This window comes from Olsenella phocaeensis (genome assembly GCF_048189965.1).
Taxonomy (GTDB): domain Bacteria; phylum Actinomycetota; class Coriobacteriia; order Coriobacteriales; family Atopobiaceae; genus Olsenella_I; species Olsenella_I phocaeensis.
Map to the genome: position 1 here is coordinate 39,858 of NZ_DBEZHV010000009.1, position 24,655 is coordinate 64,512.

Genomic DNA, 24,655 nt, shown 5'->3' on the forward strand with positions numbered 1-24,655 from the left:
GGGGCCTCCCACTCATTCCCGGCCATTGTATGCGCCGGTGCGGCAACGGGGCGGGCGAGTTGCGCGGGGCCGTCCCTCACCTGGGCAAACCCGGGCCCCAAGACGACATCTTCACAGCAGGGGCCCCGACGTACAACGCCAGGCCAGGTCGTGCTAGAGTTCTTCGGTTTGAACTATCCTTATCTGGTAGGCTGCCTGCGCCTTGTGCGTGGCAACCCTGCCCGGGACGCGACGCGCCACGGGCAGCGTGTCCTCGTCGGATGGAGCGTCATGAGTCAAGACAAGCTTTCGGCCACCACCCCCAAGAGGCGACCGAGGTCGAGGGGCGCCGGGATTCCCCTCTCCGCCGGAATGGTCCTGGTGACCCTGGGCGTGGTGTACGGAGACATCGGCACCAGCCCCATGTACACCCTCAAGGCCATCATGGCCGACAACGGCGGCCTCGCGAGCATGCAGACCGACACGGTGCTGGGCGCGCTCTCGCTCATCATCTGGACCCTGACCCTCATCACCACCGTCAAGTACGTCCTGGTGGCCATGAAGGCCGACAACCACAACGAGGGCGGCATCTTCGCCCTCTACAGCCTGGTCAAGCGCTGCGCCAAGTGGCTCATCATCCCCGCCATGATCGGCGGGGCGGCCCTTCTCGCCGACGGCATCCTGACCCCCGCCGTCACGGTGACCACCGCCATCGAGGGCCTGCGCACCATCGACTTCTTCTATGGCATCATCGGAGAGAACCAGCGCGTCGTGATCGCCATCACCATCGCGATCCTCTGCGCCCTCTTCGCCCTGCAGCGTGCCGGCACCTCCACCATCGGCAAGATCTTCGGTCCCGCCATGACGCTGTGGTTCCTCTTTCTGGGAATCACCGGCCTGCTCAACATGGGCGCCGACTTCGGCGTGCTGCGCGCGCTCAACCCCCTACGCGGCATCACCTTCCTCTTTGACGGCAGCATCAACGCCGTGGGGCTCATGGTCCTGGGCAACGTCTTCCTCTGCACCACCGGCGCCGAGGCCCTCTACTCCGACATGGGGCACGTGGGCAAGCCCAACATCTACATGACCTGGCCCTTCGTGAAGGTCTGCCTCATCCTGAACTACCTGGGCCAGGGGGCCTGGATCCTCTCGCAGCGTGGCAACGAGCACCTGGCCAGCGTGACCGACCTCAACCCCTTCTTCCAGATGGTCCCCGAGGACTTCCGCGTCTTCGCCGTCATCCTCTCGACGCTGGCAGCCATCATCGCCTCGCAGGCGCTCATCACCGGCTCGTACTCCATCGTGTCGGAGGCCATCCGCCTGGACCTCATGCCCCACATGAAGATCAACTACCCCTCCGAGACCCGCGGCCAGATCTACATCCCGCTGGTCAACTCCATCATGTGGGTGGCCTGCATCTTCGTCGTGCTGCTCTTCCAGCGCTCGAGCCACATGGAGGCCGCCTACGGCCTGGCCATCACGGTGACCATGCTCATGACCACCATCCTGCTCTACACCTACCTCTCGCAGGTGAGGCGCCGGCGCGCCCTGGCCGTGGTCTTCCTGGTCTTCTTCGGCGCCATCGAGTTCATGTTCTTCTTCTCGAGCCTGACCAAGTTCTTCCACGGCGGCTACTTCACCGTGCTCATGGCGGCGGCGATCTTCGTGGTCATGTACGTGTGGAGGCGCGGCACGGCGGTCGAGCACACCCAGACCGTCTACCTGCCCGTGAACAAGTACATCGGCCAGCTGGACGCCCTGCGCAACGACGACGACTACCCCTACGTGGCCGACAACCTGATCTTCCTGACCAACGACTCCTCGACCGACAAGCTGGACCGCGACATCCTCTATTCCATCCTGGACAAGAGGCCCAAGCGCGCCAAGGCGTACTACTTCCTCAACGTGCAGGTCACCAACGAGCCCTACACCCACGAGTACATCGTGAACGACTTCGGCACCGACTTCGCCTTCAAGGTGCAGCTGCGCCTGGGCTTCAGGGTCAACCAGCGCATCAACACCTACCTCTACCAGATCGTGGCCGACCTCATGTCGTCGGGCCAGCTGCCGCCGCAGGACCACAAGTACTCGATCTACCGCGACCACAGCCAGGTGGGCGACTTCCGCTTCTGCCTGATCCGCAAGGTCCTCTCGCCCGAGTCCGACATCTCGGGCCTGAACGCCAACGTGATCGCCCTGAAGTACCTGATTCGCCGCATCTGCGGCTCTCCCGCACGCTGGTACGGCCTCGAGAACTCGAGCCTGATCTTCGAGCACGTCCCCCTGTTCGGCAAGTCCAAGCGCCAGCACAAGCTCACCCGCATCGCCGGCGTGAGCAGCACCGGCAGCATGCGACCCGTCACGGCCGAGGAGGCCGTCGAGGAGGAGGGCGACATCTTCACCGACACCATGAAGAGCCAGATCGCCATCGCCGCCGAGGAGGTCGAGCACGAGATCGTCGGTGGCGACACCGCGAGCTTCAGGCCCCTCGTAATCGACGACGAGGACGAGGAGGGCTCGGGGGACGCGGGCTACTTCGACGAGGAGGGCGAGGAGTAGGACCAGCCTTCACATGCGCGATTCAGTGACGAGAGGCACCGGGGACGCAGTCCGGTGCCTCTCGTCTTGTCGAAGACCCTTATGTCTGCCTCAGGGGTCCGGCTGCCATGCCAGGGCTACGATGCGAACTCGCAGCCGCACCAGTACTCCTGCCCGTGATAGATGGCAAAGTCGTCGAATCCCAGGAGCTCCGCCTTGGATGGGGTGCCGTTGCAGACGTCACGGAGCAGGGCTTTGAGGGAGTCTGCCTGCTCCCCCAGCGTAGAACGCCCCGCTATGACCCCGGAGGCATCGAAGTCGATGTTGTCCCTCATGCGCTGGAAGGTAAGTGCGTTCCCCGTCACCTTTATGACTGGCATGAGGGGGTTCCCTATCGGGGTGCCCCTGCCCGTGGAGAAGAGCATGACCTGCGCTCCCCCGGCAGACATGCCCGAGACGGACTCGATGTCGTAGCCCGGGGTGTCCATGAAGACGAAGCCACCCTTTGAGGGCACCTCTCCGTACCGGACCACCTGCGAGACGGGATGGGAGCCACCCTTGGAGATGCCTCCCAGCGACTTCTCCTCGAGCGTCGACAGGCCGCCGCGCATGTTTCCGGGCGAGGGGTTCGCACCACGCACGTCTATGTCATTGGCCAGGAAATCGTCCTCGAGACGCCCGACCATCCTCAGGATGTCGTCCGAGACCTCCTTGGTGGCAGCACGGCGCGAGAGGATGTGCTCGGCACCGATGAGCTCGGTCGTCTCGCCCATGAGGACGGTGCCGCCGCCATCGATGACCCAATCGCTCACGAGACCGATGGTGGGGTTTGCCGCCAGGCCGCTCGTGGCATCCGAGCCTCCGCAGTTCGTTCCCAGAACCAGCTTGTTCAGGGGCATCGGAACGCGCCGGGCCAGGGCGGACTGCGCCACCAGCTCGCGGGCGATGCGCACGCCCTCCTCGACGGCCTTCAGGGTGCCGCCGCAATCCTGGATGGTGATGGCGGCAACAGGCTTGTCGCTCATCCGCGAGACCTGCTCGGCGAGCTCCAGGGGCTTCGTGCTCTCGCAGCCCAATCCGACAAGCAGAGTTGCGAAGACGTTGGGGTTCTGGGTCAGGTTGGCAAGGCAGCGTCGCATGATCCTGATGCCGTTGCCCACCTGGCCGCACCCCTTGGTGTTCTCCACGCCAACGGCGCCTTCGACCTGCTGGGCGATGCGTCGTACCACATTGTTGGCGCAGCCCACGCTCGAGAGGACGAGCACGTGGTTCCGGATACCCATCTTGCCGCCGGGGCGGACGTATCCGCTAATCATGCTTCCTCGTCCTTATGCTCTCCAGGTTGTGCACGTGAACGTGGCCACCCGGAAGGATGTCCTCGGTCGCCCTGCCGATCGCCTCTCCGTACTTATGGACCACCTCGCCCGAACCGATGGGATGCAGGGCGATCTTGTGAAAGGCGTCGATCGAGTCCTGGCAGACGAGCTCGCACACGCGTCCACCAGCCTTGTCGGTCACCACGACGCGGTCGCCCATGGCGACGTCCGACAGCACGGTGGCGACATCGTCGTCGGCATGCAGGCAGAGGGCTTTGCAGGGCACGATTGACCTCCCTTGACGCGACAGAATCTGGTTGGCCGGCACGTCTCCGGATCAGGCCGGGAGGAGCCCCTCGAGGTACTCGGCAACGCCGGACTCGTCGTTGCCGAGGCGAGTGACGTCGTCCGCCTGAATCCTGACTCCCTCGTCGGCGTTGACCATGGCGACGCCGACTCCGGCCTCCCTGAGCATCGAGACGTCGTTCAGGGAGTCCCCGAACGCGATGGTCTCCTCCGCAGGTATGCCGAATCGGTCGCAAAGCCAGAGCAGGGCACTGCCCTTGCTCGCCCCGGCACTCGTGACCTCGATGTTCGCCCGCTGGGAGGTGTAGCAGGCCAGGTCCCCTCTTTCTTGTGAGAAGCCATAGACGGCGTCACGCATTCTCTCATCCGCAAAGAAGACCGTGAGTCGCTCGACGGGGTGTCCCTGGGCAACGAAGTCCACCAGCGTGGTGTCGATCTCGTTGCGGACGGAGCGGATGTATGCCACGTCGCCAGGCAGGAGCCCGAAGCCATCGAGCTTTCGCATCTCCCCCCGCTCGACATACGCCTCTCCCTCGCTGAAGAGGTCGATGTACGAAGCCGAGTGACCGACGAGGTCCAGGAGGCCGACGACCGCGTCCCGCGGGATCGTGCTGGCGCGAAGGTCCGTCTGCCCGCCGTGGGAAAGCTGGCAGACCGTGGCACCATCGGCCGTGATCGCGTAACGAGCGCCAGAGAGATCGATGACCTCCTGCGGAATGCCCACCACGGAACGGCCCGTGCTGGGAACGAAGCCAATGCCGCACCCGGCGAGCCTCTGCAGGGCCCTCCGGGTGCGGTCGCTCATCTGCTTCTCGCCGTCGAGAAGGGTCCCGTCCAAGTCACAGAAGACCATCTGCGGCATCCCGGTCATCGCATTCCCCTCTCGCCAGCCAAGCTCCTTGGCTATCGAACCTATGCCATCTGATGGACGGCCTCGTGAAGGCGACGACGGTCATCAGGGTCGTCGCTGTTGTAGTGCCTCGAGTTGACAATGTACTCCTCGATGGCGTCAAGGTTCTTGTCGCTCGACTCGATGCCCAGGTCCTCGAAGCTGAGCGGCATGTCCATGGCACGCATGAACTCCCGAAGCTCCTGCACCTGGTCCTGCTGGCCGTTGAAGTAGAGCTGGCAGAAGAGCCCGACGCCGACGATCTCGCCGTGGACGGCCTTCTGGCCCTCTTTGGTGAAGATGGTCCTCACGCCGTCGTAGATCACATGCGCGAGCTCGGACTGCTTGAAGCTCTTCGTCGTGTTGGCGATGACGCCCGTGATGGGAACGTTCATGAACGCCACGTCGTTGAGTGCCTTGGTGGCCTCGTGCCTGCGGTTGTCTTCGATGGCCGTGAGGGCGTTGTCCTTGAGGACCCTGTAGGTGTACTCGGCGATGCTGTAGGCGCTGAAGATGTCGACGGGGGTGTCTGCCAGGCTGAGGGCGGGCTTTCCGTTCAGCATCTCGATGCGCTTGGCCATGGCGTCGACGATGCCAGCCGCGGTAAATCGGATGGGACAGTTCGCGATGACGTCCATGTCCATCAGGCATGCGTCGATCTCGTGGTCGAAGCGCCAGCTGAGCTTCTTGCCGCCCTCTGCGGTGTACATGACGCTCATGCAGGTGAAGGGGGCACAGCTCGATGCCGCAGTGGGAATGTTCACCGTGCCCAGGCCCGCCGTCTCGCCGACTGCCTTGGCGAGGTCCATGATCCTGCCCCCGCCAACGCCGACGACCTCGTCGGCACCGTACTTCCTTGCCTTCTCGGCGAGCTCCTCGGCACCCTCGAAGGAGCACCATCCCCCGTAGACCTCCACCTGGGGCCTGAGCCCATCCGCCTCCATGCTGCGCATCAGGGCGTCTCCCATTGCCTCCCAGGAGTTGGGGCCGGCGACCACGAGGGGACGCCTCCCGAATCGGCCGATCTCTGGGCCGCACTCCGCCAGCAAGCCCCGTTCCTGGCGATACCTTCCTGCTCCGAATTTGATTGCGGTGTCCAGCTCTGTCGTGCTGCTTGCCATGTCACTCATCTCCATCCACACGGCGTGAATACTGCGAAAGCCCTCGTGTCCTTAGGAGCGAATCCCTGACACGCGTTCCGACGCCTCTCGCGCGATGCGCGTCACCTCGGAGAAGTCGCCGTCCGCGAACAGGGCGGGCTTCACCATCCACGTTCCCCCTGCCGCAATCACCGCAGGATTGGAGAGGTACTCGCCAAGGTTGTCCCGGCTCACTCCTCCCGTGGGCATGAACCTATGCCCGACAAAGACCGAAGCGAGTGCAGTGATCGCCTTTGCGCCTCCGAAAAGATTCGCCGGGAAGAACTTCGTCACGTCGATTCCCTGGTTCCTCAGCCAGGTGATCTCGGTTGGCGTGACGCCGGCGGGAATGACGTTCACGCGCTCGGAGAGGGCCCACTCGACGACATCGCGATCCGTGCCTGGAGAGACGAGGTACCTTGCACCCGCGTCGACGGCACGCTTTGCCTGCTCCAGGTCAAGGACGGTTCCCGCGCCAACCAGGACGCCCGGGCACTCGCGGGAAATCAGCGAGATGCACTCTGCCGCCGCGGCGGTCCTGAACGTCACCTCCGCCGCAGGAAGTCCACCCTCCTCGAGCGCACGTGCCAGGGGAACGGCATCAGCCGGATCGTCTAGCACCACGACAGGCACCACGCCACAGCGAGCAACGTCCTCATAGAAGCCGTTCTCCTTCATGAATGAAATACCAGTCATCTGCCCTCCTAGCTTTGTCTAGAAAGATTTTCTCTCCTGACTCCAGTATAGCGAATTCTTTTTCCTATTTTCTTTCTATTGTCGAATTTTTTTCATATAGAAGACGAAAAGGAGATGGCTGTCCCGACCAGAGGAGCAGTCAGGACAGCCACCAACGTTCAGTTCAATGGGGAAATCGCGTTAGCTTTTTGCATTGACAGGCGCTTCGCCCCGTACAAACCTCTCGACATCACCGACGCATTTCTCACCCATTCCGTACAGACACTCCCTGGTATACGCAGAAATATGTGTCGTAACCAGGACCTTTGGGTGGTTGAAGTAAGGGTCATCCGGTGCAGGCGGCTCATCATGCATGACATCAAGAGCGAGACCAGCTACGGTTCCGTTATCAAGCGCCCTCAACATCGCCTCCTGGTCTATGAGGTCTGCTCGCGCATTGTCAACGACATAGACGCCTCTCTTCATGAGCGACAAAGTACGCTCGTTGATAATGTGATGTGAGCTCTCATTGAGATCTGCGTTGAGCGAGAGGACATCACACTGGGAGATAACCTCGTCGAGACCACAGTACCTCACTCCGAGAACATCAGCCCACATCCCATGTTGAATAGGATCGTATGCGAGAACTCGCATGTCAAAGCCACGGCTCAGAATCTCGACCACACGAGAGCCTATATTGCCACAGCCAACAATACCAAGGGTCTTTCCACTCAAACCAGACCCAATAAAGCTTGCTCTGTCAGCCCACCGACCCGCATTCGCTGCAGCATGAGAGTCACTGACTCTTCGCATGACATCCAACAACGTCGCAACCGCACCTTCTGCGACCGCATCGCGCTCAACCCTCGGGGAGACAGTTGTCACCAAGGTCCCGGCCCTCTTTGCAGCAACAACATCCACGTTGTTGAACCCAATTCCATGCCTGCTCAGAAGGAGCAAGTCCGTTTTGTACTCGAAGAACTCGGCATCAAAAAACGGGGTAACGGATGAAATGACGACATTAAAGTCCCTGAGGACATTGGCGAGCTCACGTCCATGGGCATCCCCAGCAATGCGCACACGAGCCACCCTGCCAATTTTTTCCAGTCTCTCCAGGTGCTCCGGATAGTACTGACCAAAAGATGATGAATTAACGATTGCAATTTGATAGTCCATGAATCCCAATCTCTTTTCGTCTTTCAGCAAAGTAAGTCTGAAGAGCTAAATCTCAAATTTTTTGTTGCAGAACGCATTTCTAGCGTTATATATCGTTATCTTTCGTATGGTTTCCTCAGGCACGCCGCAATCAATCAATCTCGGAACGAATATTCCGAAGTTGTAGCCCAATCCCGGACCGCCCTCGTATGCCCTGAAATAGGATTTTCCACCGAGATCCGCACCCATCAGGAGCTGATCCTCAAAGCCCAGGTCAATCATGCTCTTATACAGACTAACAATCACAGCGTCTGTGTAGTACTTAACTCGTGCAGCGCCATCGTATGCCAGGAACACTCCACGCTCGGCTATCGCTCTGTGGTAGTAGAGGTCTGGATTGCGATCAATGTGGCCAAGGATGATGTTGTCCGGGCTAACCCCGTTTCTTGTTAGGATGTCAATCGCCTCAAGCGCCATGGTTCCCTTTTCAAGGTGAAGAGAAATCGGTGCGCCCGTCTCGCCTGAGGCAATCGCTGCCGCCTCAAGTTCCTTCTTTTCAATCGATGTGATGCTCTGAAGGCTACATGCCGCCTTGATGAGTCCAGCCTTGCCCTCTGAACGTTTCACGACTGGACCAGCATAGTCGTAGACGTCTATACCCCTCATCACATCATCAATCAGGAGTTGAGCAAGTGTATCTCGATCGTATTTCCACAAGAAGTGAGACTTGTCATAGAGCTCTGACTTGTGAAAGCCTGTCGTTGACAGGATGTTAACTCCTGACTCACGACTAAGGAATCTCAAGCTTTCAATTGATCTGCCGCTGCCGATGGGTGTCATTTCGACCAGCGTGTTTCCGTTCACCGCTTTGAATAGCTCAAGTTCCTCCAGTGCCTTGCGTTCGTCATGCATGTCGAAATCTGAGCCATTGCAGATTACCTCGATGCCACCAACACGAATGAGGTGGTCATGAGCGTCTGTCATCCCGATGTCATCAACCGGCACTTTTCCGAGAACTGTCTGGACATATCTCATGACCAACCTCCATTCAGGCATAACACCGACAAGACTGAAATTAGATGAGGCCACCAATGAACTTAAATACCAGCAGAAGAGGCAGCCAGAGGACTGCGTAGTCAATGTTGCTGAACATGAGACCAGACCCGAAGAGAGAACCCATCATTGGGTATAGCGGGATGATAGCAAGGTGAGCAATGAGGCTGGAAACGAAGCCGCCCAGGAGTGCGCCCTTCCAACCACCGTACTTGTTACCAAACACACCGACTGTGCATCCGTCGAAGAAAAGGATGATGGGACTTGGGAAGACAACGACCGCGGAGCCGAGCACAGCCGTAAGCACGCACACAAGAATGCCAGCAGGAATAGATCCAAGGAAACCGAACATTGCACCAGAGGGGCTGTAAGGGTACAGGACGGGACAATCGAGTGCGGGAACTGAATTAGGAATGAGCTTCTCAGAAATGCCCTTGAAGGCGGGTATGATCGAGTTCAGGAACATGCGCACTCCGTAGAGCATCACCGCAACCCCGGCCGCGAACTGTAGACCTTGCATCAGCAGGAAGATAATCCAGTTCTGGGTGCCTGCAAGGGTCATAACCTGGTCCTCGCCAACCACTACACCGATGATCACGAAAAGAATGGGCATAATGAGGGAAAGCGCCAGTGTAACGTCCTGGAAAAGATAAAGACCGCCGGGAAGAACGATGTTGTCTGCGTCTTCCTCCTCGGCATGGTTCTTGAAGAGTTTGCCGCAAAGAGCGCCTATCAGGGTGCCAAACTGCTGAGCGTGGCCCAGAGTAAAGTCCTCGCCAAAATACTTCTTACCAAGGGCACGTGGAATTGCTGGAGTAAAGGTCCAGTAGAGCGCCGCGAGGACAGAGGAAACAACAATTAGGGGAATGCCCTCGAGACCCAACGTGGAGTTCACTGTAAGTGTCAGAAAGATAGCAAGATAAAGCATCATGTGCGCGGTAAGGTACACGTTCTTCATGCCTTTGTTTGGGATGAGGTATACGAGGACCAGATGAATCAAGAAGCCGAAGACAAAGATGGTCACGGCAGTCTCAGCCACTGATGTCATGGCGACTCCGAAAGCGGCCTCGTTCATAGGCATGACACCGCTAACGCCGACAACATTGTTGAGGAGCTGCATGACCGGGGTAATGGTTCCAGAAATGAGATTGGCACCAGCGCTAAGGATAAGCATGCCGACGACAGTCTTGATGACGGCATCAAAGATTTCGGACCCTTTGGATTTCTGGAGAAGCATACCCACAAGAGTGATGAGACCGAGGAAAATAGGTGCCTGGTCGAGAATTTGGAAGATAATAAAGTTCCCAATATTGCTAAGCAATTCCATGACTACCCCTTTGTTTGAGTCAGCTCAGACAAGAACGTGCTACTCACTAACTGAGGAGAAGTACTCATCTAACTTCGAGTTGATTTCGTCCTTCTTGATGAGGTTCGTAACGAGAATGACAGTGGACTGCTCGCTCACAGAGCTGGGAATGTGGTTTGCCATGCTCTTAGTGGTCAGGATGATGTCGCTCGTAATGCCCTTGACACTACCAATGTCAGCGACAGTCACATTCGCATCAATTCCATGACTCTTGACGTAATCCATGATTGCCATACGCGCAAGACTGCTTGTACCAAGTCCCATGCCGCAAAGAGCGGTGATGCTATATCTCTTTTTCATAAATCTCTCCTTTGCTCAGATGTGCACTCGCGGTCTCGATACCTCCTTACTAATACCTTGAGATCAATTCAATAACCTCTTCGGCATCACTAGCGTTCTTTATTTTCTTAACCGCTTCATCATCAGCGAGGAGGTTCGCGAAGCGCTGTAGAAGCTCAATGTGCGACTCGGAATCCAGCGCGCATAGACAAGCAACAAGCCACACGGGGTCGTTTTCCAGGTTCCCGAAGTTAACTGGGCTATTCAGTGTCACCAGGCTAAGACCGACTGCCTTTGCACCACTCTCGGGACGAGCATGAGGGATTGCAATACCAGGAGCGACAACCATGTACGGCCCTAGGTCAGCAACAGCATCAATCATGGCCGTGACAAAAGTTTTTTCTGCCTTGCCATTTGCAACAAGTAGATCACCACCAATCTGAATCGCTTGGCGATAGTCCTGAGCGTCAACGTTCAAGCTGATGCAATCTTTGTTTAGCCAGTTCTCAAGCATGTGTCTGCTCCTTTTTTGGTGGAGGAGGCTCGTTTCTAGTCCAGCTCCTCCCACCTGTGGTGGAAGGAGAGATCGTGAGGCTGGTCGTCACGGTGATAGGTGTGGGCGCCGAACCAGTCCCTCTGCGCCTGGCAGAGGTTCGCAGAGAGAAACTCACTCGTATAGCCATCGAAGTACATAAGGGAGTTGGCAAGGGTCGGGACATAGACGCCGGCCTCGATGGCCTTGACGACCACACGTCGCCAACCAGGCACGGCAGCCTTTATCTCGTCGCGAAACTCGTCGGTGAGCATGAGGTTCTGAACCTTGCCGTCACTCTGGTCATATGCCGCCTTGATGCGGCCGAGGAACTTCGCGCGAATGATGCAGCCCTCGCGCCAGAGCAGTGCGATGTCACCGAGCTTGAGGTTCCAGTCATGCTCGCGGGATGCCTTTTCCAGAAGCTGGAACCCCTGCGCGTAGGACATGATCTTGCTCGCGTACACCGCCTGCTCGAGGTCGGCGAGCAGCGCATCCCTGTCCTCGACGCTCACGCTCGGCTTGTCGGTGAACACCTTTGAGGCGATGACGCGCTCGTCCTTCACGGCCGAGAGGTTACGTGCGAATACGGCCTCCGCCATGGTGGGAATCGCCATGTGCATCTCGAGGCCCTCGATTGCCGTCCACATGCCCGTGCCCTTCTGGGCGGCTTCGTCCAAGATGTGGTCAATGAGGTCGTCACCCGTATCAGGGTCCTTCTCGCGAAGGATCTTGTAGGTTATCTCTATCAGGAAGGAATCCAAGCGGCCGTTGTTCCAGCTCTCGAAGGTGTCTGCCATCTCGGCGTTGCTCATGCCGAGCACGTTCTTCATGATGAAGTAGGCCTCGTCGATGATCTGGATGTCACCGTACTCGATGCCGTTGTGCACCATCTTGACGTACTGGCCGGAGCCCTCCGGACCGATGTAGTCGCAGCAGGGGCTGCCGTCCTCGGTATGGGCCGAAATGTCGGTCAGCAGCTTGCCAAGGTAGTTGTCATAGAGATTCTTGTCACCGCTGGGCATGATGGACGGACCGACGAGAGCGCCCTTCTCGCCTCCGGATACGCCCATGCCAAAGAAGCTGATTCCCTTCTTTGCATAGTCCGCCATGCGGCGACTCGTGTCCTTGTAATAGGAGTTCCCGGCGTCGACGACGATGTCGCCCTCGCTGAGGAAGGGAAGGAGGCTGTCGGTGACCGCATCGACCACGGGACCGGCCTTCACCATGAGGATGATCTTGCGGGGAGCCTCAAGCGAGTCCACGAAGTCCTTGAGCTCGTATGTTGCGGTGACCTTGTCCTTCTGGGCCTTCACGCGACTCTCCATGAAGTCCTTGGTCGCCTCGCCGTGACGGTTGTAGACCGAGACGGTATAGCCATGATTGGCGATGTTGAGGGCAAGACTCTGGCCCATCACTCCCATTCCGACGACTCCCACGTAACTGCCCATGGCGCTCCCCTTTCAAAGAGATCCTTCTGGACAACGCAAACCACACATGAACTCCTGAGACTCGTCATATTCTAGACTAGTTTTTTCCAATTTAGTATTTGGTGTCGAAATTTTTTTGTTTTTTGTCGCGATTTGCGGTGGCAGGTCATTCAGGCGATAATATTGCAGGTATTTTTTATAATTGCTTTTATTAAAAGCGACGTTCTACTCTTGAGATTGGACGAGCGCAATGAGCGCAACCCCTGCCGTGCTGCTCAGAATCAAGTCCTCTTCTTCGACCTTCACGCCGAAGGAGCAGAAAATTGCTCAGTTCATCCTTGCCAATCCCGTCGAGGCCTCCCGAATGACGATCAGCGAGATGGCCTCGAAGCTCCGACTTGCGGACTCGACCATCTTCAAGTTCGCGAAGCGGTTAGGCTACCAGGGATTCAGGGAATTCCGTGACGACCTTCTCGCAGATGCCTACGACCCGCAGACGTCCATCCATGAGAACATTTGCCCGGACGACGACATCCCGACCGTAACCCAGCACGTGTTCCAGTCAAGCATCAAGTCTCTCGAAGACACGTTGCGCCTGCAGGACCCCGAAGCGATATCGAACGCCGTCGACATACTCCTGGGGTCGATGCGAGTGTCATTCCACGGCTGTGGAGAGTCGAACGCAGTCGCCTACGACTCATACCAGAAGTTCCTTCGCTCTCCCCTGCGCTCCCAGTTCGCCCAAGACTACCACCTGCAGCTCATGCAGGCATCCGTCATGGGGCCGGAAGACTGCGCCATCATCATCAGCCACACCGGGCTCACCAAGGAGATGATCCACCTCTCCGCCATAGCAAAGGATGCGGGCGCGCGCACCATCGTCATCACGAGCTACCCCTCGAGCAAGCTGTTGGAGAATGCGGACGTGGTCCTCGTCTCCATCTCGGACGAGACGGGCTATCGCTCCGAGTCGCTCTCCAGCCGCATCTCCCAGCTCGTCCTCATCGACACGCTCTACACGGCAGTGATGTTCAGGATGCCCCAGGTATCAGAGACCCTGCACAAGATGCGCCGGGCGATTGCGACCACGAAGGCAGACTACTCGGGCCAGATGGACCCCCTCTAGGAGCGAGCCTAGCCCCTCCTGCCTATGGGGACGTAGGCGAAGTCCCCCATGACCGAACGGTAGGCGGGACGTATGATGCGCGCGGCGCCATAGAGCTCCTCCATGCGATGGGCCGCCCAACCGGCGCAGCGGGCCATGGCGAAGATGGGCGTGTAGAGGTCCTTGGGGATGCCTAGCATGGAGTACACGAAGCCGGTGTAGAGGTCGATGTTGGTGCTGATGGGCTTGGTGATGCCGCGCACCTCGCGCATGAGCTCGGGGCCAAGCCTCTCCACGCGGCCAATGAGCTCGAGCTTGTCCAGCTCCCCCTTCTCCTCCGCAAGCTTCCTCGCCTGCTCGCGCACGACCTCGGCGCGCGGGTCGCTCACGGTGTATACGGCATGCCCCAGGCCGTATATGAGGCCGGTCCCGTCGAAGGCCTCGCGCCCCAGGATGCGCGTGAGGTAGTCCGCCACCTGCGTGTCGCTCGACCAGTCGCCCACGTGAGCGGCTATGTCCTCGATCATCTCCCCTGCCTTGTAGTTGGCTCCCCCATGCTTGGGGCCCTTGAGGGAGCCCAGCGCGGCGGCGTAGACGCTGTAGGCGTCCGTGCCCGAAGAGCTCAGCACGCGGCAGGTGAAGCTCGAGTTGTTGCCGCCGCCATGCTCCGCGTGCAGCATGAGCATGGCGTCGAGGAGCATGGCCTCACTCCTGCTGAAGCCCTCGTCCCCCCGCAGCACGTCCAGGATGGTCTCGGCCATGGAGTAGCCCTCTCGGGCGGGAGGCACGCGCAGGCGCACCCCCTCGTTCGAGGCGACGTAGGCCTGGTGCGCAACGCTCGCCACGCGGGGCCAGCGGCCCAGAAGCGAGAGCGCCACGTCTATCTCGTGCTCGGGCGAGGTGTCGTCCGGGTTGCGGTCGAAGGCGTAGAGCAGGAGGGTCGCGCGCTGCAGCACGTTCATGATGGAGTGGCTGTAGGTGACGCGCGGGAAGATGTCCAGGTAGCCCTCGGGCAGCTGTCGGCGGGAGTCGATGCGCGCACGGAAGTCGTCGAGCTCCGCCTGGGTGGGCAGGGCACCGGAGAGGAGGAGGTAGGCCACCTCCTCGTAGCCGAAGCGATCGTCGGCGTGGCTTCCCTCCACAAGGTCCGAGATGGAGTAGCCACGGTACCTGAGGTCCCCGCGGTCGGGGACGAGGCGCCCGTCCACCTTGTTATAGCCGTGCACGTTCGAGATGGTGGTGAGGCCCACAAGCACCCCGGAGCCGTCGGCGTTGCGCAGGCCGCGCTTCACGTCGTAGCGCTCGTAGAGCTCGTCCGGGAGCCTGTCCGCACGCTGCATGCCTTCGTAGAGGCCATCGGACGCGGCGGGACGCCCCAGCCCCTCGGAGGGCATGGGGTAGGCGTCGGCTATGTGGCTCAGGGCGGAGGTGTCCTTCGAGGTGAGGAAGCTCCTAACCCGATGCGTCAGGGGGCTCTTGGGCATGTCTCTTTCCACGCTCCTCTCGTCTGCCGCCATTGCGCGCGGGGGCGCCGCTGCGGCTGGCCGCGCTAGAGGCGGTACATGAAGTTGAAGACTTCCTCGCGCTGCATGTTGGTCTGCACGCCCAGCTCGCCCGAGAGGCCGCTCAGCTCGTCCTGGAGCGCGGAAAAGTCGACCTTGGAGTCGGCCAGGTCGACCAGCATGGTCATGGTGAAGGTACCCTGCAGGATCGTCTGGGAGATGTCCAGGATGTTTGCGCCGTGATGCGCGAGCGCCGCCGTGACCGCGGCCACGATGCCCGGGCGGTCGCTGCCCAGGACGGTGATGATGGCACGGGACTTGGAGGCTTCGTCTGCTACCGCCATGTGGCGTTTCTCCCCTCAAAGAGCGCGTGGGCACCGCATCGGCGCCCACGCTGGTTCTGCGTCATACCATTGTATGGCAGTCCCGCCCCCGTCCCGGCCGGACGGGCCAAGCGGGTGCACAAGCGTAACCTAGGCCGTGGCGGCATCCTCGCGCTGCGCGAAGAGCTGCTGCACGTCCTCCTTGGTGGAGTCCAGGGCCACGGCAAGCTCCTGCAGGGAGCGCTCGCGCGCCTGCTTGAGGATGCGCTCGTACGCCACGGGCGGCTTCTTGTTGTTGGCCCTGACCTGCGCGATGCGGCGGCGGAAGGTCTTCGCCACGCGCACGGAGTCACGGCAGCTGCCACGGCGAATCTTGTTCTTGAAGTACTCCTCCATGGCGTTGTTGTTGGGACCGAGCTCCACGACGTCCAGGCTCGGGTACTCGCCGATGAGGGTCATCGCCTCGTCGTGGGTGAGGACGGGGCGCAGGCGCGACTCGCTCGCAATGGGGAAGCTGATGCGCATGGGATGCCTCACGCCCACGGGCATGAGCTGATAGCTGGGCTGGGGGTCATCGACCACCTCATCCACCCTGCAGACACCCTGGCCCGGATGAACGATGTACTCCCCGACCTCATACATGCAGACAGCACCCCTTCCGTGTTCGACTTCTTCGAGTCTATCACGGAAGGGGAGAAAATCTCAAATTCTGCTCTGTTTACTCTTGCACTCAGGTAAGGGTAGCCGTATCTTTATCTATTTCCTTCTCGGCGATAGCCTAACTTGCCTGAACGGCGGCAGCCTCGGACTCCAGGCAGGAGAGGACCCAGGCGACAAGCCTGTCCTGCGGGTCTCCCGAGGCCTCGGCGAGCTCGTAGCCCCTCCCCCACACCGGGGTGAAGGCGACGTCCCTGACGCCGTCGTAGGCCGAGAGGGCGCGCGCGAGGTTGAGCTCCCCACAAAGCGCGGACTCGGTCTGGAAGAGCCCCGTGTTGATGCGCCAGTGTGGGGCGACCTTAGCCTGGCCGAAGCCCTCGTAGCTGCCACAGATGTGGTACAGCGGGTTCATGGACTGGACTCGGTCGGCCATGCTCACGCCCAAGGCGTCCTTCTTCACGACGTCCGCGCTCCAGGAGCTCACGTAGCTGCCGTCCCAGCCCTCGAAGGTCGCGTAGCTCACCTGGTTATTGGCCAGGAGGTCCGACACCGTGCGGTCGAAGTGGAGGGTGGACTCGGCGTCGATGCCAAAGAGCTGGTTCGCCATGGTAGAGCGGTCCAGCGCGTCGAAGGCGCAGACCTCCTTCTGTGCCGGGCGGCACTTCGCGACGAAGTCCCAAAGCTCCGTGATGCGCGCGGTCTGGCGCGAGCTGCTGTAGGTGATCCAACGCGAGTCCGAGTTGAGGGCAGAGAGGTAGCTACCCAGAGACTCATAGACCGTGGACTGCACCTGGGAGACGCCGGTGGCCGACACGGATCCGGCCGAAGACGACTCCGCCCCCGTACCATCTCCGCCCGTCCCGGACGTGCCCGCACCAGAGGTCGTGGACGTGGAGCCAGCGGAGCTCAGGGCGTCGATCTCGTCCGCGCCCGAGGCGGCGAGGTTGGGGTCGCCCGGGAAGCAGGAGTCGGACATTCGGGCGGGCGTGTAGGTGTAGGGGAACTCGGTGCTGGAGAGGAAGCTGCTCGCGCCGTCCTCGATGCAGCCTAGCAGCTGGTCGTAGTACTCGCCCGCAAGGTAGCTCCCGTCCGAGGTCTCCTCGAGCCCGAGGGCGTTGCCCTTGTTGTCCGTCAGGCCGAGCTGGTTCACGTAGTCGCCGTAGGAGTCGGCGAGGTCGTGCGAGAGCTGGGCGGTCCAGCTGCCCTCCTTGCGCGTCCCCGTGGTGGAGAACTGGCCCATCATCCATTCGTACGCCCCGTCAGCGGTGTCGAAGGAGGTGACGGGACACCAGGAGGCGGAGCCGCAGATGGCGTCGGACACCGCGTTGCCCTCGTGGTCGTGCGTCACGGCGCCGATGGCCTCCAGGTACTTCTGGTAGAGCGCGGAGTCCCCGCCCGCACCGAGGACCGCCGAGACGCCGCCGCCCGCGCCGTAGCCCGCGACGAAGACGCGGTCCAGGTTGGCGGGGAGCTTGGAGGCGTTGTAGCGCAGGTAGCGCACGGCCGCCTTGAGGTCGACGACCGGCCAGGGTGCGCCGCCCGGATAGAGGTCCTGGGAGTCGCTCGCGATTCCCGCGGAGCGACCGCGGAAGCCCGCATAGACGTACACCATGCCGGCAGAGAGGTAGCGGCTCAGGCCGTCGTAGGAGTAGGAAGTGGGGCAGGCCTGGGCGTTGAGGCGGGCGGAGTTCACAGGCATGACGACGGGCGCCGTCTTGGGAGTGAGGCCGGCCAGGGTGGCGTCCGACTTCACCGTGCACTTGTAGCTCTCGCCCGACTTCTGCGCGTCGAAGTAGGCGCCCGGCACGAAGATGGCCAGGGACTCGTAGGACTCGCTGCCGGGCTTCAAGCAGTACTTGACGCCCAGCTGGTAGTAGCAGTCGTTGGCAGCGTCGTACTTCCAGGCGTCGTCCTTGAGTGCCAGCCCCTCGAACTCCTCGAGGTTGACGGAGGACTGCTCCTGCTGCTGGTCAGTGGCCTGGTCGCTCGTCTGCCCGCCGGGGCGCGCGCAGGCGGCGAGGCCCAGGCCTGCGGTTACGGCCGAGAGGGCGAGGAAGTCTCTTCTGCTGGCGTTCATGTGTCCTCCTAGTTGCGTGCGCTCCCCTGCGCGCCGTGTCTGACGTTCGTGCTGGGCGTTGCGCCATCTGACGTGGCGGCGCGATTACCCGGCGTCCGTGCTACTGGTCTCGAACGCTCCGCGAGATCTGGTCTGCCACCGACGCCCCGTGGCGACGGTCCTCTCCCCAGAAGCAGCACGAGACCATGCCGGGACCCACGTGGCAACCGATGGTCGGCCCTATGGTCGAGACCATGGTGACAGCAGAGTCGTTGCCCTTATGGATGATGTCCGCGAGGCGATCGGCGTCGCGGGGGCAGTCGGCGTTGCCGATGGCCACCACGTTGGAGAAGAGGTCGTCGTTGTGGTTCCGCTCGTAGAAGGAGGCCAGCTTGCGCAGGCCCTTCTTGCGCCCACGTGAGATGCCGATGACGCTGAGCGCCCCGTCGAGGTCAAAGGTGAGAAGGGGCTTCACGTCCAGGGCCCCGCCCAAGACGGCAACCGACTTGGGAACGCGCCCGCCGCGATGCAGGGCGTCCAGGTCGTCCACCATGAAGATGGTCTGCACGAAGTAGCGCGCCTCCTCCGCCCAGCGGACCATCTGGTCTGCCGTGAGGCCCTTGTCACGCTGGCGGATCGCCTCGACCACGAAGAGGTACTGCGCCGTCGATCCCAGCTTGAGGTCGACGATGCTGATGGGCAGGCTGTGGCCCACCTCCTCCTCCAGACGCGCGAGCGCCGTCTGGGCCCCCTCGTAGCAGCCCGAGATGCCGCTCGAGAAGCAGAGGTAGACGGCAGGGAGCTCGAGTTCCGCCGCCTCGCGGAAGGCGCGCTCGAACTCCAGCTGGGAGGGTTGGGAGGTCATGGGGCAGGCGCCCTTGCGAATCTCCTCGTAGAAGCTGTGGGGGTCACGGCTTTGGAAGAGGTCGTCCTCGCCGCTGAGCCCGCCCTCACGGCCGGCCTCGGTGTAACTGAAGTGCAGGCAGCGTATGCCGGAGTCCTCCACCATCTGCTGCGTGAAGTCGCAGGGCGAATCCGTCATCAGGTTGAACTTCGCTGGCATGCATCCTCCTCGGCGCGGGTGGACCTGGGACCGCGCCCGGCGTCGAGCGGACACGGCGGAACCTACTGATGGTATTGTACGCCCAAGGGTTTTGGACGTCCGAACGGGGGGCTGCCTCATGCTTGGCTTTGGTCTGCGGAGGCGGAACGGCAAGGAGAAGGGTCCCCTGCCCGAGGGGACGAGACGGCTGGGCCTGGTGTTTCGCGGAGAGGTCCAGGGCGTCGGCTTCCGCTGGACCTCCCAGCACGTGGCCGGCGAGTCGGGCTGCACGGGCTGGGTCAGGAACGAGGACGACGGCAGCGTGAGCATGGAGCTCCAGGGGACGGACGACGCCATATCTGAGTTCTTTGGGCGCTTCTCGAACGCATACGCCCGCTACCCAATCGACTATCGCATCGACTCGAAGGTCGAGCTCGAGCCCGTGCCCGGAGAGGTCGGCTTCCGCGTGCGCTACTAGCTGGAGACGGCGCGCCGCAAGGCGGGCGGTCGCGTTCGAGCGTGCGAGCTGCAACATCCTGCACGCTGCCGCACACGTTTGCGTGTTCGCTACAGCACCACACACGCCGTTGCACACGCCCCCAGACGCCTAGCACGCCATCGCGCACAGTCGCAGCACCACGCACGCAGTTGCGCACATTCGCCGCATCGCGCACGCCGTTGCGCACATTCAGCCTGACGTTTCCGCAGTTGGCAGATACCGCCAATGTGCGTAACAGCGTGCTGGATAATTTGCTTGTGCGCAACGGCGTGCTCAGCAGGACTGCAGGGGGATCCTCTCGCCCGTCTCGAAGGGCTAGGCGAGAAGGCCCAACAACGCATACGCCAACATGCCCACTGCGGCACAGAGGACCAGGGACTTCGTCCTACGCGCCACGATTGCGACGATGACGGCGGCGACCAGCCCGGACGCCGCTGCCAGCGGGTCGCGCGCGATGGCCGAGGGGTCGAGGAGGTCGTTTGCCACCAAACCGGCGAAGGCGGCGGCCGGTATGAGCCCGAGCGCCTCCCCGACGCGGGGCGAGAGGCTCCTTCCCCTCAGGAGCAGCAGAGGCAACGTCCTGAAGGAGAGGATGGCAGCAAAGGTGACAGCCCAAGTGAGGGCGATCTGAGAGGCGCTCATGACCGGATACCCCCACTCCGGCCCCAGGCCTGCCAGACAAGCCCGCAGACAACGCCACCGGCGGCGCCGAGGAGCACGGCTGCGCCCTGGAGGCCAGCGAGCTTGCAGACGAGGACGAGGAGTGCCGAGACAAGGGCCGCGACGTAGGTGGACCCGTCACGCAGCTGCCCCAGGAGCAGGCACACGAAGATCGAGGTCATGCCAAATGACATGAGCGCGGTGGGTAGGCTCACCATGCCACCTACGAGCACGCCTGCGGCATTGGCAAGCGCCCACGCGGACATGCAGAGGAGGTTGAGGAGAAGGCCGTCGCGAACGTCCCAGCCGGCATCTCCCGCAAAGCGGTCGAGGTTGACGCCGAAGGACTCGTCCGTGACAGTCGCCGCAAGCGCAAACGCGTCAAGGCGCGAACCCTTGCCCAGGTAGGGGGCAAGTCCCGCCGAGTAGAGAAGCTGTCGCGAGCTCACCAGCACGATGCTCGCAATGGTCGTGGGAAGCGGCATCCCAGCAAGGACCATCTGGGGCAGCATGAACTGGCCTGCGCCGGTATAGAAGGTGGACGAGAAGGCGAGGGCGAGGAGGGGACCGAAGCCAATCTGCGCCTCGAGCACGCCGCAAGGGATCCCAATGACCAGGTAGGCGAGAACGACGGGCAGCGCATGGGGAAACACGTGCGCAAGCCGTCGACCCACGGTGCCATTGCCCCCCTCTTTTGAAGCCATTGCGCCCCCTTGCGCATCACCGACAAACCGCTCCCGCGGGCAAAGGCTAGCACCCTCGAGAAGCGCGCCTTGGCAAAGTCACAGTCGGGAAAACATTCGGTCACGTCGCCTTAGCGCACCCCGCGCGATTTGGCATGCGGGAGGCGCGCGAAGGTGTACGCGCTTGCATGGGACACCGCAAGGAACAGATACCCACCCAAGAGGAAAGCCCGCCTACCCTTTCACCAGGTAGACGGGCCTTTTTTATGGTGGCGGGGAAGGGAATCGAACCCCTGACACGGGGATTTTCAGTCCCCTGCTCTACCAACTGAGCTACCCAGCCGAAGCGCTTGCGCTTGCAAGCCTATTTAATATAGCAAAGAATCCCAAGCCGTCAACGGATTTCTCGAATCTCCTTCTCGTGAAGGTTCCCGACTAGAAGGCACCGCCTCCGCCGCCTCCGCCGAAGCCGCCTCCGCCACCACCGGAGAACCCGCCACCACCTCCACCGCCGTCGCTGAAGGACGAGCTGGCGAGCTCGGCGGTGCTGACCTGGTGTGCCCGAGAGAGACTCTCGCCAAAGTCCGCGACGGGCCTGCCCAGGCCGGGCTCGGTGTGATACCAACCGTACACAGGCATAATCTGGGGATCCTCGAGAATCTGTGGTGCGGCAATCTTGAGCTGCTTGATGACCTCCTCGGAGACACCGAGGACGACAGCCAGGACCAGGAGCTGGTTCCAGAGGACCACGTCCTGGGGAATGGCCTCCTCAAGGCGGGTGAAGTCGAGGAGCCAGCGCCTGAGTGCCTCCAGCTTCGCCTTGAGCTCGATCGCCTCGGAAGAGAGGCTCTCCATGCCGCGGGCGCTCCAGATCGAGAAGACTCCTGCGACGGCAAGGAGGACGGCCGCGGGCAGCCCCCACGTCCCCGCGACCTCTCCGATCAGCATGAGAAACGCCAGGCCCACGGCAAGGATGACGTCAATGCCGCCAAAGAGCGCCAGGCCCACACGACCGTTCGAATGCTCGTCCTCGGAGAAGCGGCGCTCCGTGAGGCAGGCCTCCACGGTCGTCTCCCAGTCCTCGTATGCGTCCCTGTATGTCTCGGCATCGGACTTTGCGACGTCACCAATCTCGGAGAAGTAGAGGGTGGTCGAGTCGCTGCGCGTGCCCTTTGGGGCAATCTTGCGGAAGAGGAACTTTATGGTGTCCTCGTCGATGCGTCGCGCCTGTGCCTCGCCTGGCCCCTTGGTACGGGCGATGGAACGGCCCACGTTGTTGGGAGTGAGCTCGAGCCGGTACTCGCTGTCCTGGTGGGTCCGGCCAAAGAGGCCCTTGCGGCTCGTCTTCACCATGCTGAGCTTTGCCATCCCAAGGTCGGTGAGACGCATGAGTGACGCAGTGAGGTCCTCCTGCTGCGGAGTGCCGCCCTTGATGAGGGCCCCCAGAACCGCGGGGTGGTCTGCGGAGGGGACGTCGCGGAAGTACTTGTCGTCGAACTGGGGCTTGTGCGTCTCCTTGTACCTCAGGCGCCTGGATATCGCATAGGCGCAGGACGCGATGGCGGCAAGGCCCCCGAAGCCCGAAAGCCCATACGAGATCGCCCGGGCCTTCGCACGCCTGGCGTTGGCCTCGTCTGCCCAGCCCTGCTCCTGCGAGGTGATGTAGTCGAGCCTCGCCTCGCTCGAGGCAGTCGCGTCAGAGAGCCATTCGGACGGGAAGGCGACGCGCGCCTCGGCGTACTCGGAGCTTCCCACGCCTGGCACGCTGTAGACGACGTTGCCGTCCACGACGTACACGCTGGCATCGAGGGGGCCGTGCCCCCAGACCCTCACGTTATCGCCCGCGCTCACCGTCTGGCCAGAGGGCACGGGTAGGTGCACCACGCAGCGAACGTTCTGGGACTCGACGTCCCAGCCATCCGAGACGAACTTCCAGTAGAGCTCGGAGGTGTCGGCGTAGCGACGTGCGAGCTGGGAGTCGACATAGTTGATGCGGAAGGTGGCCGACTCGTCCTCGTGCGCCGAATAGAGCTTCACCTGGAGGTAGCTGCCGTAGTCGGTCACCGTGTAGGTGCCGTCGTCGCCCGAGCTCGACATGGTGAAGGACTCGAAGGAGCCGTCGGTCACGAGGCCCACCTCGCCGATGGTCACCTGCACTTCCCTGCCCTCGTACTCCCCTTTGGGAATCTTCCAGTACACCCCATGGAACGAGCCATCGAAGTCGTAGATGCGGTCCTCGGTGACCGAGAGGCTGCCGTCCGTCGCCACGGTGGCGTCTATGTCCACGCTCGTGATGGCGTAGTCCTTTGCCAGTGCTCGCAGGGGCAGGAATGCAGCGGCAGCAACCAGGGCAATCGCGGCAAACAATACGGCATGGACCCGCATTTTGCGGGCATGGCTGCGGGGAAGCGACATGGTTCCCTCCGATCCGTCTCGTGGGAGGGCACTAGAAGCCCTCTCCGTAAGAGGATACCAAAGCGGAATGCGCCACCCATCGCCGTCGCTCATGAGGGAACGGGCCCAACGAGCGTGAGGAGCGTCCCACACACGTCCAAGGTGTCGCCGACCTGCATGCGGGCGAGGTCGTCCACCGCGCGCCCACGCAACATGGCGGGGTTCGTCGAGCCCTGGTCCTCGACCACGGCACCTCCCGACACGAGGGACACCCGCAGATGACGACGCGAGGCCGCGGCAGAATGCAGCACCACGTCGTTCGAGGGCAAGCGCCCCACGTTGAGGCCATCCTCGGGGATGGGCACCACTACCTCAAGCTCGCTGCCCCTGACCCACACCGACGGGATCCCGCTGGTCCTGGCACCCAGGGGCATGCCGGACAGCTCGAGCGTCCTGCCATTCTCCTCGAGCTCGAAGGGTGGCATCCCCTCGTCCCAGCCCCGAGGCTCGTCCAGGTCGTCCTGTGGGGGCAGGTCCGGACCTGACGAGCCCGCACGGGAGAAGTCGAAGAGGCAACCGTAGCAGACGTCCATGTCCGAGAAGAGCTCCATGCCACAGCGGGGACAGCGCTTGGTCGTCTCGCCCTGGCCTTCGGGCTGGACGGGTGGTTCCAGCGCCAAGGAAGTGGTTCCGTACTCATCCATGCTCAGATACCTTCCTCTTGGGTCGGGATTCCCCTCCCGACAAATCGAACAGCTCGACATGACTGCCCTCGAGAGGCCATGGCCCCGAGCCCGCAGGCCTCTCCAGCACGGCCGCGGCACCGTGGCAGCACAGAATCGTCCCGGCGCGCAGGGCCCTCCGGACGAGGAGGACCCTCCCTCCCCCGTCCAAGAACGCGACGTCTATCGCGTAGCGCATACCCACGCAGTGGATCGAGTGGCAGGGCATGATCACGATGGGCATGGCGTCGGACCCCGTTCCCAAGAGCCCTCGCGCCCGTTCGCAGAAGCGCTCCCTGAGCTCGAATCGGCCCAACATCGTCCCGTTCGCGAGTCGCGCCCCCACCATGCGCCC

Annotated in this window: 24 protein-coding genes and 1 tRNA gene; 3 read left to right on the plus strand and 22 right to left on the minus strand. The window is 61.8% G+C overall.

Annotated elements, in window-relative coordinates:
* The first annotated feature begins 270 nt into the window (after nt 1-270).
* Nucleotides 271-2,538, plus strand: a complete 2,268-nt coding sequence (locus tag ACMPH2_RS04430) for a KUP/HAK/KT family potassium transporter (protein ID WP_062529824.1) — start codon at nt 271-273, stop codon at nt 2,536-2,538.
* 116 nt (nt 2,539-2,654) lie between these two features.
* Here ACMPH2_RS04430 and ACMPH2_RS04435 read toward each other — a convergent pair whose 3' ends face one another.
* The 11 genes from ACMPH2_RS04435 to gndA all read right to left on the minus strand — a co-directional run bounded on the left by ACMPH2_RS04435 (nt 2,655) and on the right by gndA (nt 12,678).
* Complete coding sequence (locus ACMPH2_RS04435) at nt 2,655-3,833, minus strand: UxaA family hydrolase (RefSeq protein ID WP_062529822.1); 1,179 nt, start codon at nt 3,831-3,833, stop codon at nt 2,655-2,657.
* Nucleotides 3,826-4,119, minus strand: a complete 294-nt coding sequence (locus ACMPH2_RS04440) for a UxaA family hydrolase (RefSeq protein ID WP_072500685.1) — start codon at nt 4,117-4,119, stop codon at nt 3,826-3,828. Before ACMPH2_RS04440 ends, ACMPH2_RS04435 begins: the two co-directional genes overlap by 8 nt.
* Nucleotides 4,120-4,170: 51 nt before the next feature.
* Entirely contained in the window at nt 4,171-5,010 is an 840-nt protein-coding gene (locus ACMPH2_RS04445; RefSeq protein ID WP_062529820.1) for an HAD family hydrolase, read from the minus strand.
* A 41-nt stretch (nt 5,011-5,051) separates the two neighbouring features.
* Nucleotides 5,052-6,149 carry an iron-containing alcohol dehydrogenase family protein gene (locus tag ACMPH2_RS04450; RefSeq protein ID WP_009279646.1) on the minus strand — a complete coding sequence of 366 codons (1,098 nt, stop codon included), beginning with the start codon at nt 6,147-6,149 and terminating at the stop codon, nt 5,052-5,054.
* 51 nt (nt 6,150-6,200) lie between these two features.
* Nucleotides 6,201-6,863, minus strand: coding sequence for a bifunctional 4-hydroxy-2-oxoglutarate aldolase/2-dehydro-3-deoxy-phosphogluconate aldolase (locus tag ACMPH2_RS04455; protein ID WP_197414916.1), 663 nt, complete (start codon nt 6,861-6,863; stop codon nt 6,201-6,203).
* Nucleotides 6,864-7,043: 180 nt separating this feature from the next.
* Nucleotides 7,044-8,018: a D-isomer specific 2-hydroxyacid dehydrogenase family protein gene (locus tag ACMPH2_RS04460; protein WP_072500684.1), complete on the minus strand. Its 975-nt coding sequence runs from the start codon at nt 8,016-8,018 to the stop codon at nt 7,044-7,046.
* A 45-nt stretch (nt 8,019-8,063) separates the two neighbouring features.
* The gene (locus tag ACMPH2_RS04465) at nt 8,064-9,032 is read right to left on the minus strand and encodes a phosphotriesterase family protein (protein WP_062529814.1); all 969 of its coding nucleotides are present in this window, start codon (nt 9,030-9,032) and stop codon (nt 8,064-8,066) included.
* Nucleotides 9,033-9,072: 40 nt separating this feature from the next.
* Nucleotides 9,073-10,377, minus strand: a complete 1,305-nt coding sequence (locus ACMPH2_RS04470) for a PTS ascorbate transporter subunit IIC (RefSeq protein WP_062529812.1) — start codon at nt 10,375-10,377, stop codon at nt 9,073-9,075.
* A 39-nt stretch (nt 10,378-10,416) separates the two neighbouring features.
* Nucleotides 10,417-10,716 (minus strand): PTS sugar transporter subunit IIB, encoded by a 300-nt coding sequence (locus tag ACMPH2_RS04475; protein ID WP_062529810.1) that lies wholly within the window; start codon nt 10,714-10,716, stop codon nt 10,417-10,419.
* Nucleotides 10,717-10,765: 49 nt separating this feature from the next.
* Nucleotides 10,766-11,209 (minus strand): PTS sugar transporter subunit IIA, encoded by a 444-nt coding sequence (locus ACMPH2_RS04480; RefSeq protein ID WP_072500683.1) that lies wholly within the window; start codon nt 11,207-11,209, stop codon nt 10,766-10,768.
* 35 nt (nt 11,210-11,244) lie between these two features.
* Nucleotides 11,245-12,678, minus strand: coding sequence for an NADP-dependent phosphogluconate dehydrogenase (gene gndA / locus ACMPH2_RS04485; RefSeq protein ID WP_417118733.1), 1,434 nt, complete (start codon nt 12,676-12,678; stop codon nt 11,245-11,247).
* A gap of 229 nt (nt 12,679-12,907) precedes the next feature.
* On the opposite strand from gndA, the gene ACMPH2_RS04490 reads away from it, so the two are divergent.
* Nucleotides 12,908-13,783, plus strand: a complete 876-nt coding sequence (locus ACMPH2_RS04490) for a MurR/RpiR family transcriptional regulator (protein WP_062529805.1) — start codon at nt 12,908-12,910, stop codon at nt 13,781-13,783.
* Nucleotides 13,784-13,791: 8 nt separating this feature from the next.
* Here the strand turns inward: ACMPH2_RS04490 and ACMPH2_RS04495 are convergent, their stop codons facing one another.
* The 5 genes from ACMPH2_RS04495 to ACMPH2_RS04515 all read right to left on the minus strand — a co-directional run bounded on the left by ACMPH2_RS04495 (nt 13,792) and on the right by ACMPH2_RS04515 (nt 19,363).
* Nucleotides 13,792-15,246, minus strand: coding sequence for a citrate/2-methylcitrate synthase (locus tag ACMPH2_RS04495; protein ID WP_082719468.1), 1,455 nt, complete (start codon nt 15,244-15,246; stop codon nt 13,792-13,794).
* Between the two features lie 65 nt (nt 15,247-15,311).
* A complete protein-coding gene (locus ACMPH2_RS04500) occupies nt 15,312-15,608 on the minus strand; it encodes an ACT domain-containing protein (protein ID WP_009279658.1) in 297 nt (98 codons plus the stop codon).
* Nucleotides 15,609-15,737: 129 nt separating this feature from the next.
* A complete protein-coding gene (locus ACMPH2_RS04505) occupies nt 15,738-16,229 on the minus strand; it encodes a CarD family transcriptional regulator (RefSeq protein WP_062529804.1) in 492 nt (163 codons plus the stop codon).
* A 136-nt stretch (nt 16,230-16,365) separates the two neighbouring features.
* Nucleotides 16,366-18,321, minus strand: a complete 1,956-nt coding sequence (locus ACMPH2_RS04510; protein WP_062529802.1) for a subtype A tannase — start codon at nt 18,319-18,321, stop codon at nt 16,366-16,368.
* A gap of 100 nt (nt 18,322-18,421) precedes the next feature.
* Entirely contained in the window at nt 18,422-19,363 is a 942-nt protein-coding gene (locus tag ACMPH2_RS04515) for a DegV family protein (RefSeq protein WP_062529800.1), read from the minus strand.
* Between the two features lie 118 nt (nt 19,364-19,481).
* Here ACMPH2_RS04515 and ACMPH2_RS04520 point away from each other — a divergent pair, with 118 nt between their 5' ends.
* On the plus strand, nt 19,482-19,820 hold the full coding sequence (locus tag ACMPH2_RS04520) for an acylphosphatase (RefSeq protein ID WP_062529798.1): 339 nt from the start codon (nt 19,482-19,484) through the stop codon (nt 19,818-19,820).
* A gap of 336 nt (nt 19,821-20,156) precedes the next feature.
* Here the strand turns inward: ACMPH2_RS04520 and ACMPH2_RS04525 are convergent, their stop codons facing one another.
* The 6 genes from ACMPH2_RS04525 to ACMPH2_RS04550 form a co-directional block, all read right to left on the minus strand.
* Complete coding sequence (locus ACMPH2_RS04525; RefSeq protein WP_072499846.1) at nt 20,157-20,483, minus strand: AzlD domain-containing protein; 327 nt, start codon at nt 20,481-20,483, stop codon at nt 20,157-20,159.
* Nucleotides 20,480-21,205 (minus strand): AzlC family ABC transporter permease, encoded by a 726-nt coding sequence (locus ACMPH2_RS04530; RefSeq protein ID WP_314639453.1) that lies wholly within the window; start codon nt 21,203-21,205, stop codon nt 20,480-20,482. The genes ACMPH2_RS04525 and ACMPH2_RS04530 overlap by 4 nt, the downstream gene beginning before the upstream one ends.
* Nucleotides 21,206-21,451: 246 nt before the next feature.
* Nucleotides 21,452-21,527, minus strand: a tRNA-Phe gene (locus ACMPH2_RS04535).
* 92 nt (nt 21,528-21,619) lie between these two features.
* Nucleotides 21,620-23,599 carry a DUF2207 domain-containing protein gene (locus tag ACMPH2_RS04540; protein ID WP_062530508.1) on the minus strand — a complete coding sequence of 660 codons (1,980 nt, stop codon included), beginning with the start codon at nt 23,597-23,599 and terminating at the stop codon, nt 21,620-21,622.
* A gap of 89 nt (nt 23,600-23,688) precedes the next feature.
* The gene (locus ACMPH2_RS04545) at nt 23,689-24,282 is read right to left on the minus strand and encodes an FHA domain-containing protein (RefSeq protein WP_062530506.1); all 594 of its coding nucleotides are present in this window, start codon (nt 24,280-24,282) and stop codon (nt 23,689-23,691) included.
* Nucleotides 24,275-24,649 carry a DUF192 domain-containing protein gene (locus tag ACMPH2_RS04550; RefSeq protein WP_062530504.1) on the minus strand — a complete coding sequence of 125 codons (375 nt, stop codon included), beginning with the start codon at nt 24,647-24,649 and terminating at the stop codon, nt 24,275-24,277. Before ACMPH2_RS04550 ends, ACMPH2_RS04545 begins: the two co-directional genes overlap by 8 nt.
* Nucleotides 24,650-24,655 lie beyond the last annotated feature (6 nt).

Bases quoted from the DNA above. Each gene is read 5' to 3' on its own strand.
- ACMPH2_RS04430 (WP_062529824.1), top strand. From the start codon at position 271: ATGAGTCAAGACAAGCTTTCGGCCACCACCCCCAAGAGGCGACCGAGG.
- ACMPH2_RS04435 (WP_062529822.1), bottom strand. From the start codon at position 3,833: ATGATTAGCGGATACGTCCGCCCCGGCGGCAAGATGGGTATCCGGAAC.
- ACMPH2_RS04445 (WP_062529820.1), bottom strand. From the start codon at position 5,010: ATGACCGGGATGCCGCAGATGGTCTTCTGTGACTTGGACGGGACCCTT.
- ACMPH2_RS04450 (WP_009279646.1), bottom strand. From the start codon at position 6,149: ATGGCAAGCAGCACGACAGAGCTGGACACCGCAATCAAATTCGGAGCA.
- ACMPH2_RS04455 (WP_197414916.1), bottom strand. From the start codon at position 6,863: ATGACTGGTATTTCATTCATGAAGGAGAACGGCTTCTATGAGGACGTT.
- ACMPH2_RS04460 (WP_072500684.1), bottom strand. From the start codon at position 8,018: ATGGACTATCAAATTGCAATCGTTAATTCATCATCTTTTGGTCAGTAC.
- ACMPH2_RS04465 (WP_062529814.1), bottom strand. From the start codon at position 9,032: ATGAGATATGTCCAGACAGTTCTCGGAAAAGTGCCGGTTGATGACATC.
- ACMPH2_RS04470 (WP_062529812.1), bottom strand. From the start codon at position 10,377: ATGGAATTGCTTAGCAATATTGGGAACTTTATTATCTTCCAAATTCTC.
- ACMPH2_RS04475 (WP_062529810.1), bottom strand. From the start codon at position 10,716: ATGAAAAAGAGATATAGCATCACCGCTCTTTGCGGCATGGGACTTGGT.
- ACMPH2_RS04480 (WP_072500683.1), bottom strand. From the start codon at position 11,209: ATGCTTGAGAACTGGCTAAACAAAGATTGCATCAGCTTGAACGTTGAC.
- gndA (WP_417118733.1), bottom strand. From the start codon at position 12,678: ATGGGCAGTTACGTGGGAGTCGTCGGAATGGGAGTGATGGGCCAGAGT.
- ACMPH2_RS04490 (WP_062529805.1), top strand. From the start codon at position 12,908: ATGAGCGCAACCCCTGCCGTGCTGCTCAGAATCAAGTCCTCTTCTTCG.
- ACMPH2_RS04495 (WP_082719468.1), bottom strand. From the start codon at position 15,246: ATGCCCAAGAGCCCCCTGACGCATCGGGTTAGGAGCTTCCTCACCTCG.
- ACMPH2_RS04500 (WP_009279658.1), bottom strand. From the start codon at position 15,608: ATGGCGGTAGCAGACGAAGCCTCCAAGTCCCGTGCCATCATCACCGTC.
- ACMPH2_RS04505 (WP_062529804.1), bottom strand. From the start codon at position 16,229: ATGTATGAGGTCGGGGAGTACATCGTTCATCCGGGCCAGGGTGTCTGC.
- ACMPH2_RS04510 (WP_062529802.1), bottom strand. From the start codon at position 18,321: ATGAACGCCAGCAGAAGAGACTTCCTCGCCCTCTCGGCCGTAACCGCA.
- ACMPH2_RS04515 (WP_062529800.1), bottom strand. From the start codon at position 19,363: ATGCCAGCGAAGTTCAACCTGATGACGGATTCGCCCTGCGACTTCACG.
- ACMPH2_RS04520 (WP_062529798.1), top strand. From the start codon at position 19,482: ATGCTTGGCTTTGGTCTGCGGAGGCGGAACGGCAAGGAGAAGGGTCCC.
- ACMPH2_RS04525 (WP_072499846.1), bottom strand. From the start codon at position 20,483: ATGAGCGCCTCTCAGATCGCCCTCACTTGGGCTGTCACCTTTGCTGCC.
- ACMPH2_RS04530 (WP_314639453.1), bottom strand. From the start codon at position 21,205: ATGGCTTCAAAAGAGGGGGGCAATGGCACCGTGGGTCGACGGCTTGCG.
- ACMPH2_RS04540 (WP_062530508.1), bottom strand. From the start codon at position 23,599: ATGTCGCTTCCCCGCAGCCATGCCCGCAAAATGCGGGTCCATGCCGTA.
- ACMPH2_RS04545 (WP_062530506.1), bottom strand. From the start codon at position 24,282: ATGGATGAGTACGGAACCACTTCCTTGGCGCTGGAACCACCCGTCCAG.
- ACMPH2_RS04550 (WP_062530504.1), bottom strand. From the start codon at position 24,649: ATGGTGGGGGCGCGACTCGCGAACGGGACGATGTTGGGCCGATTCGAG.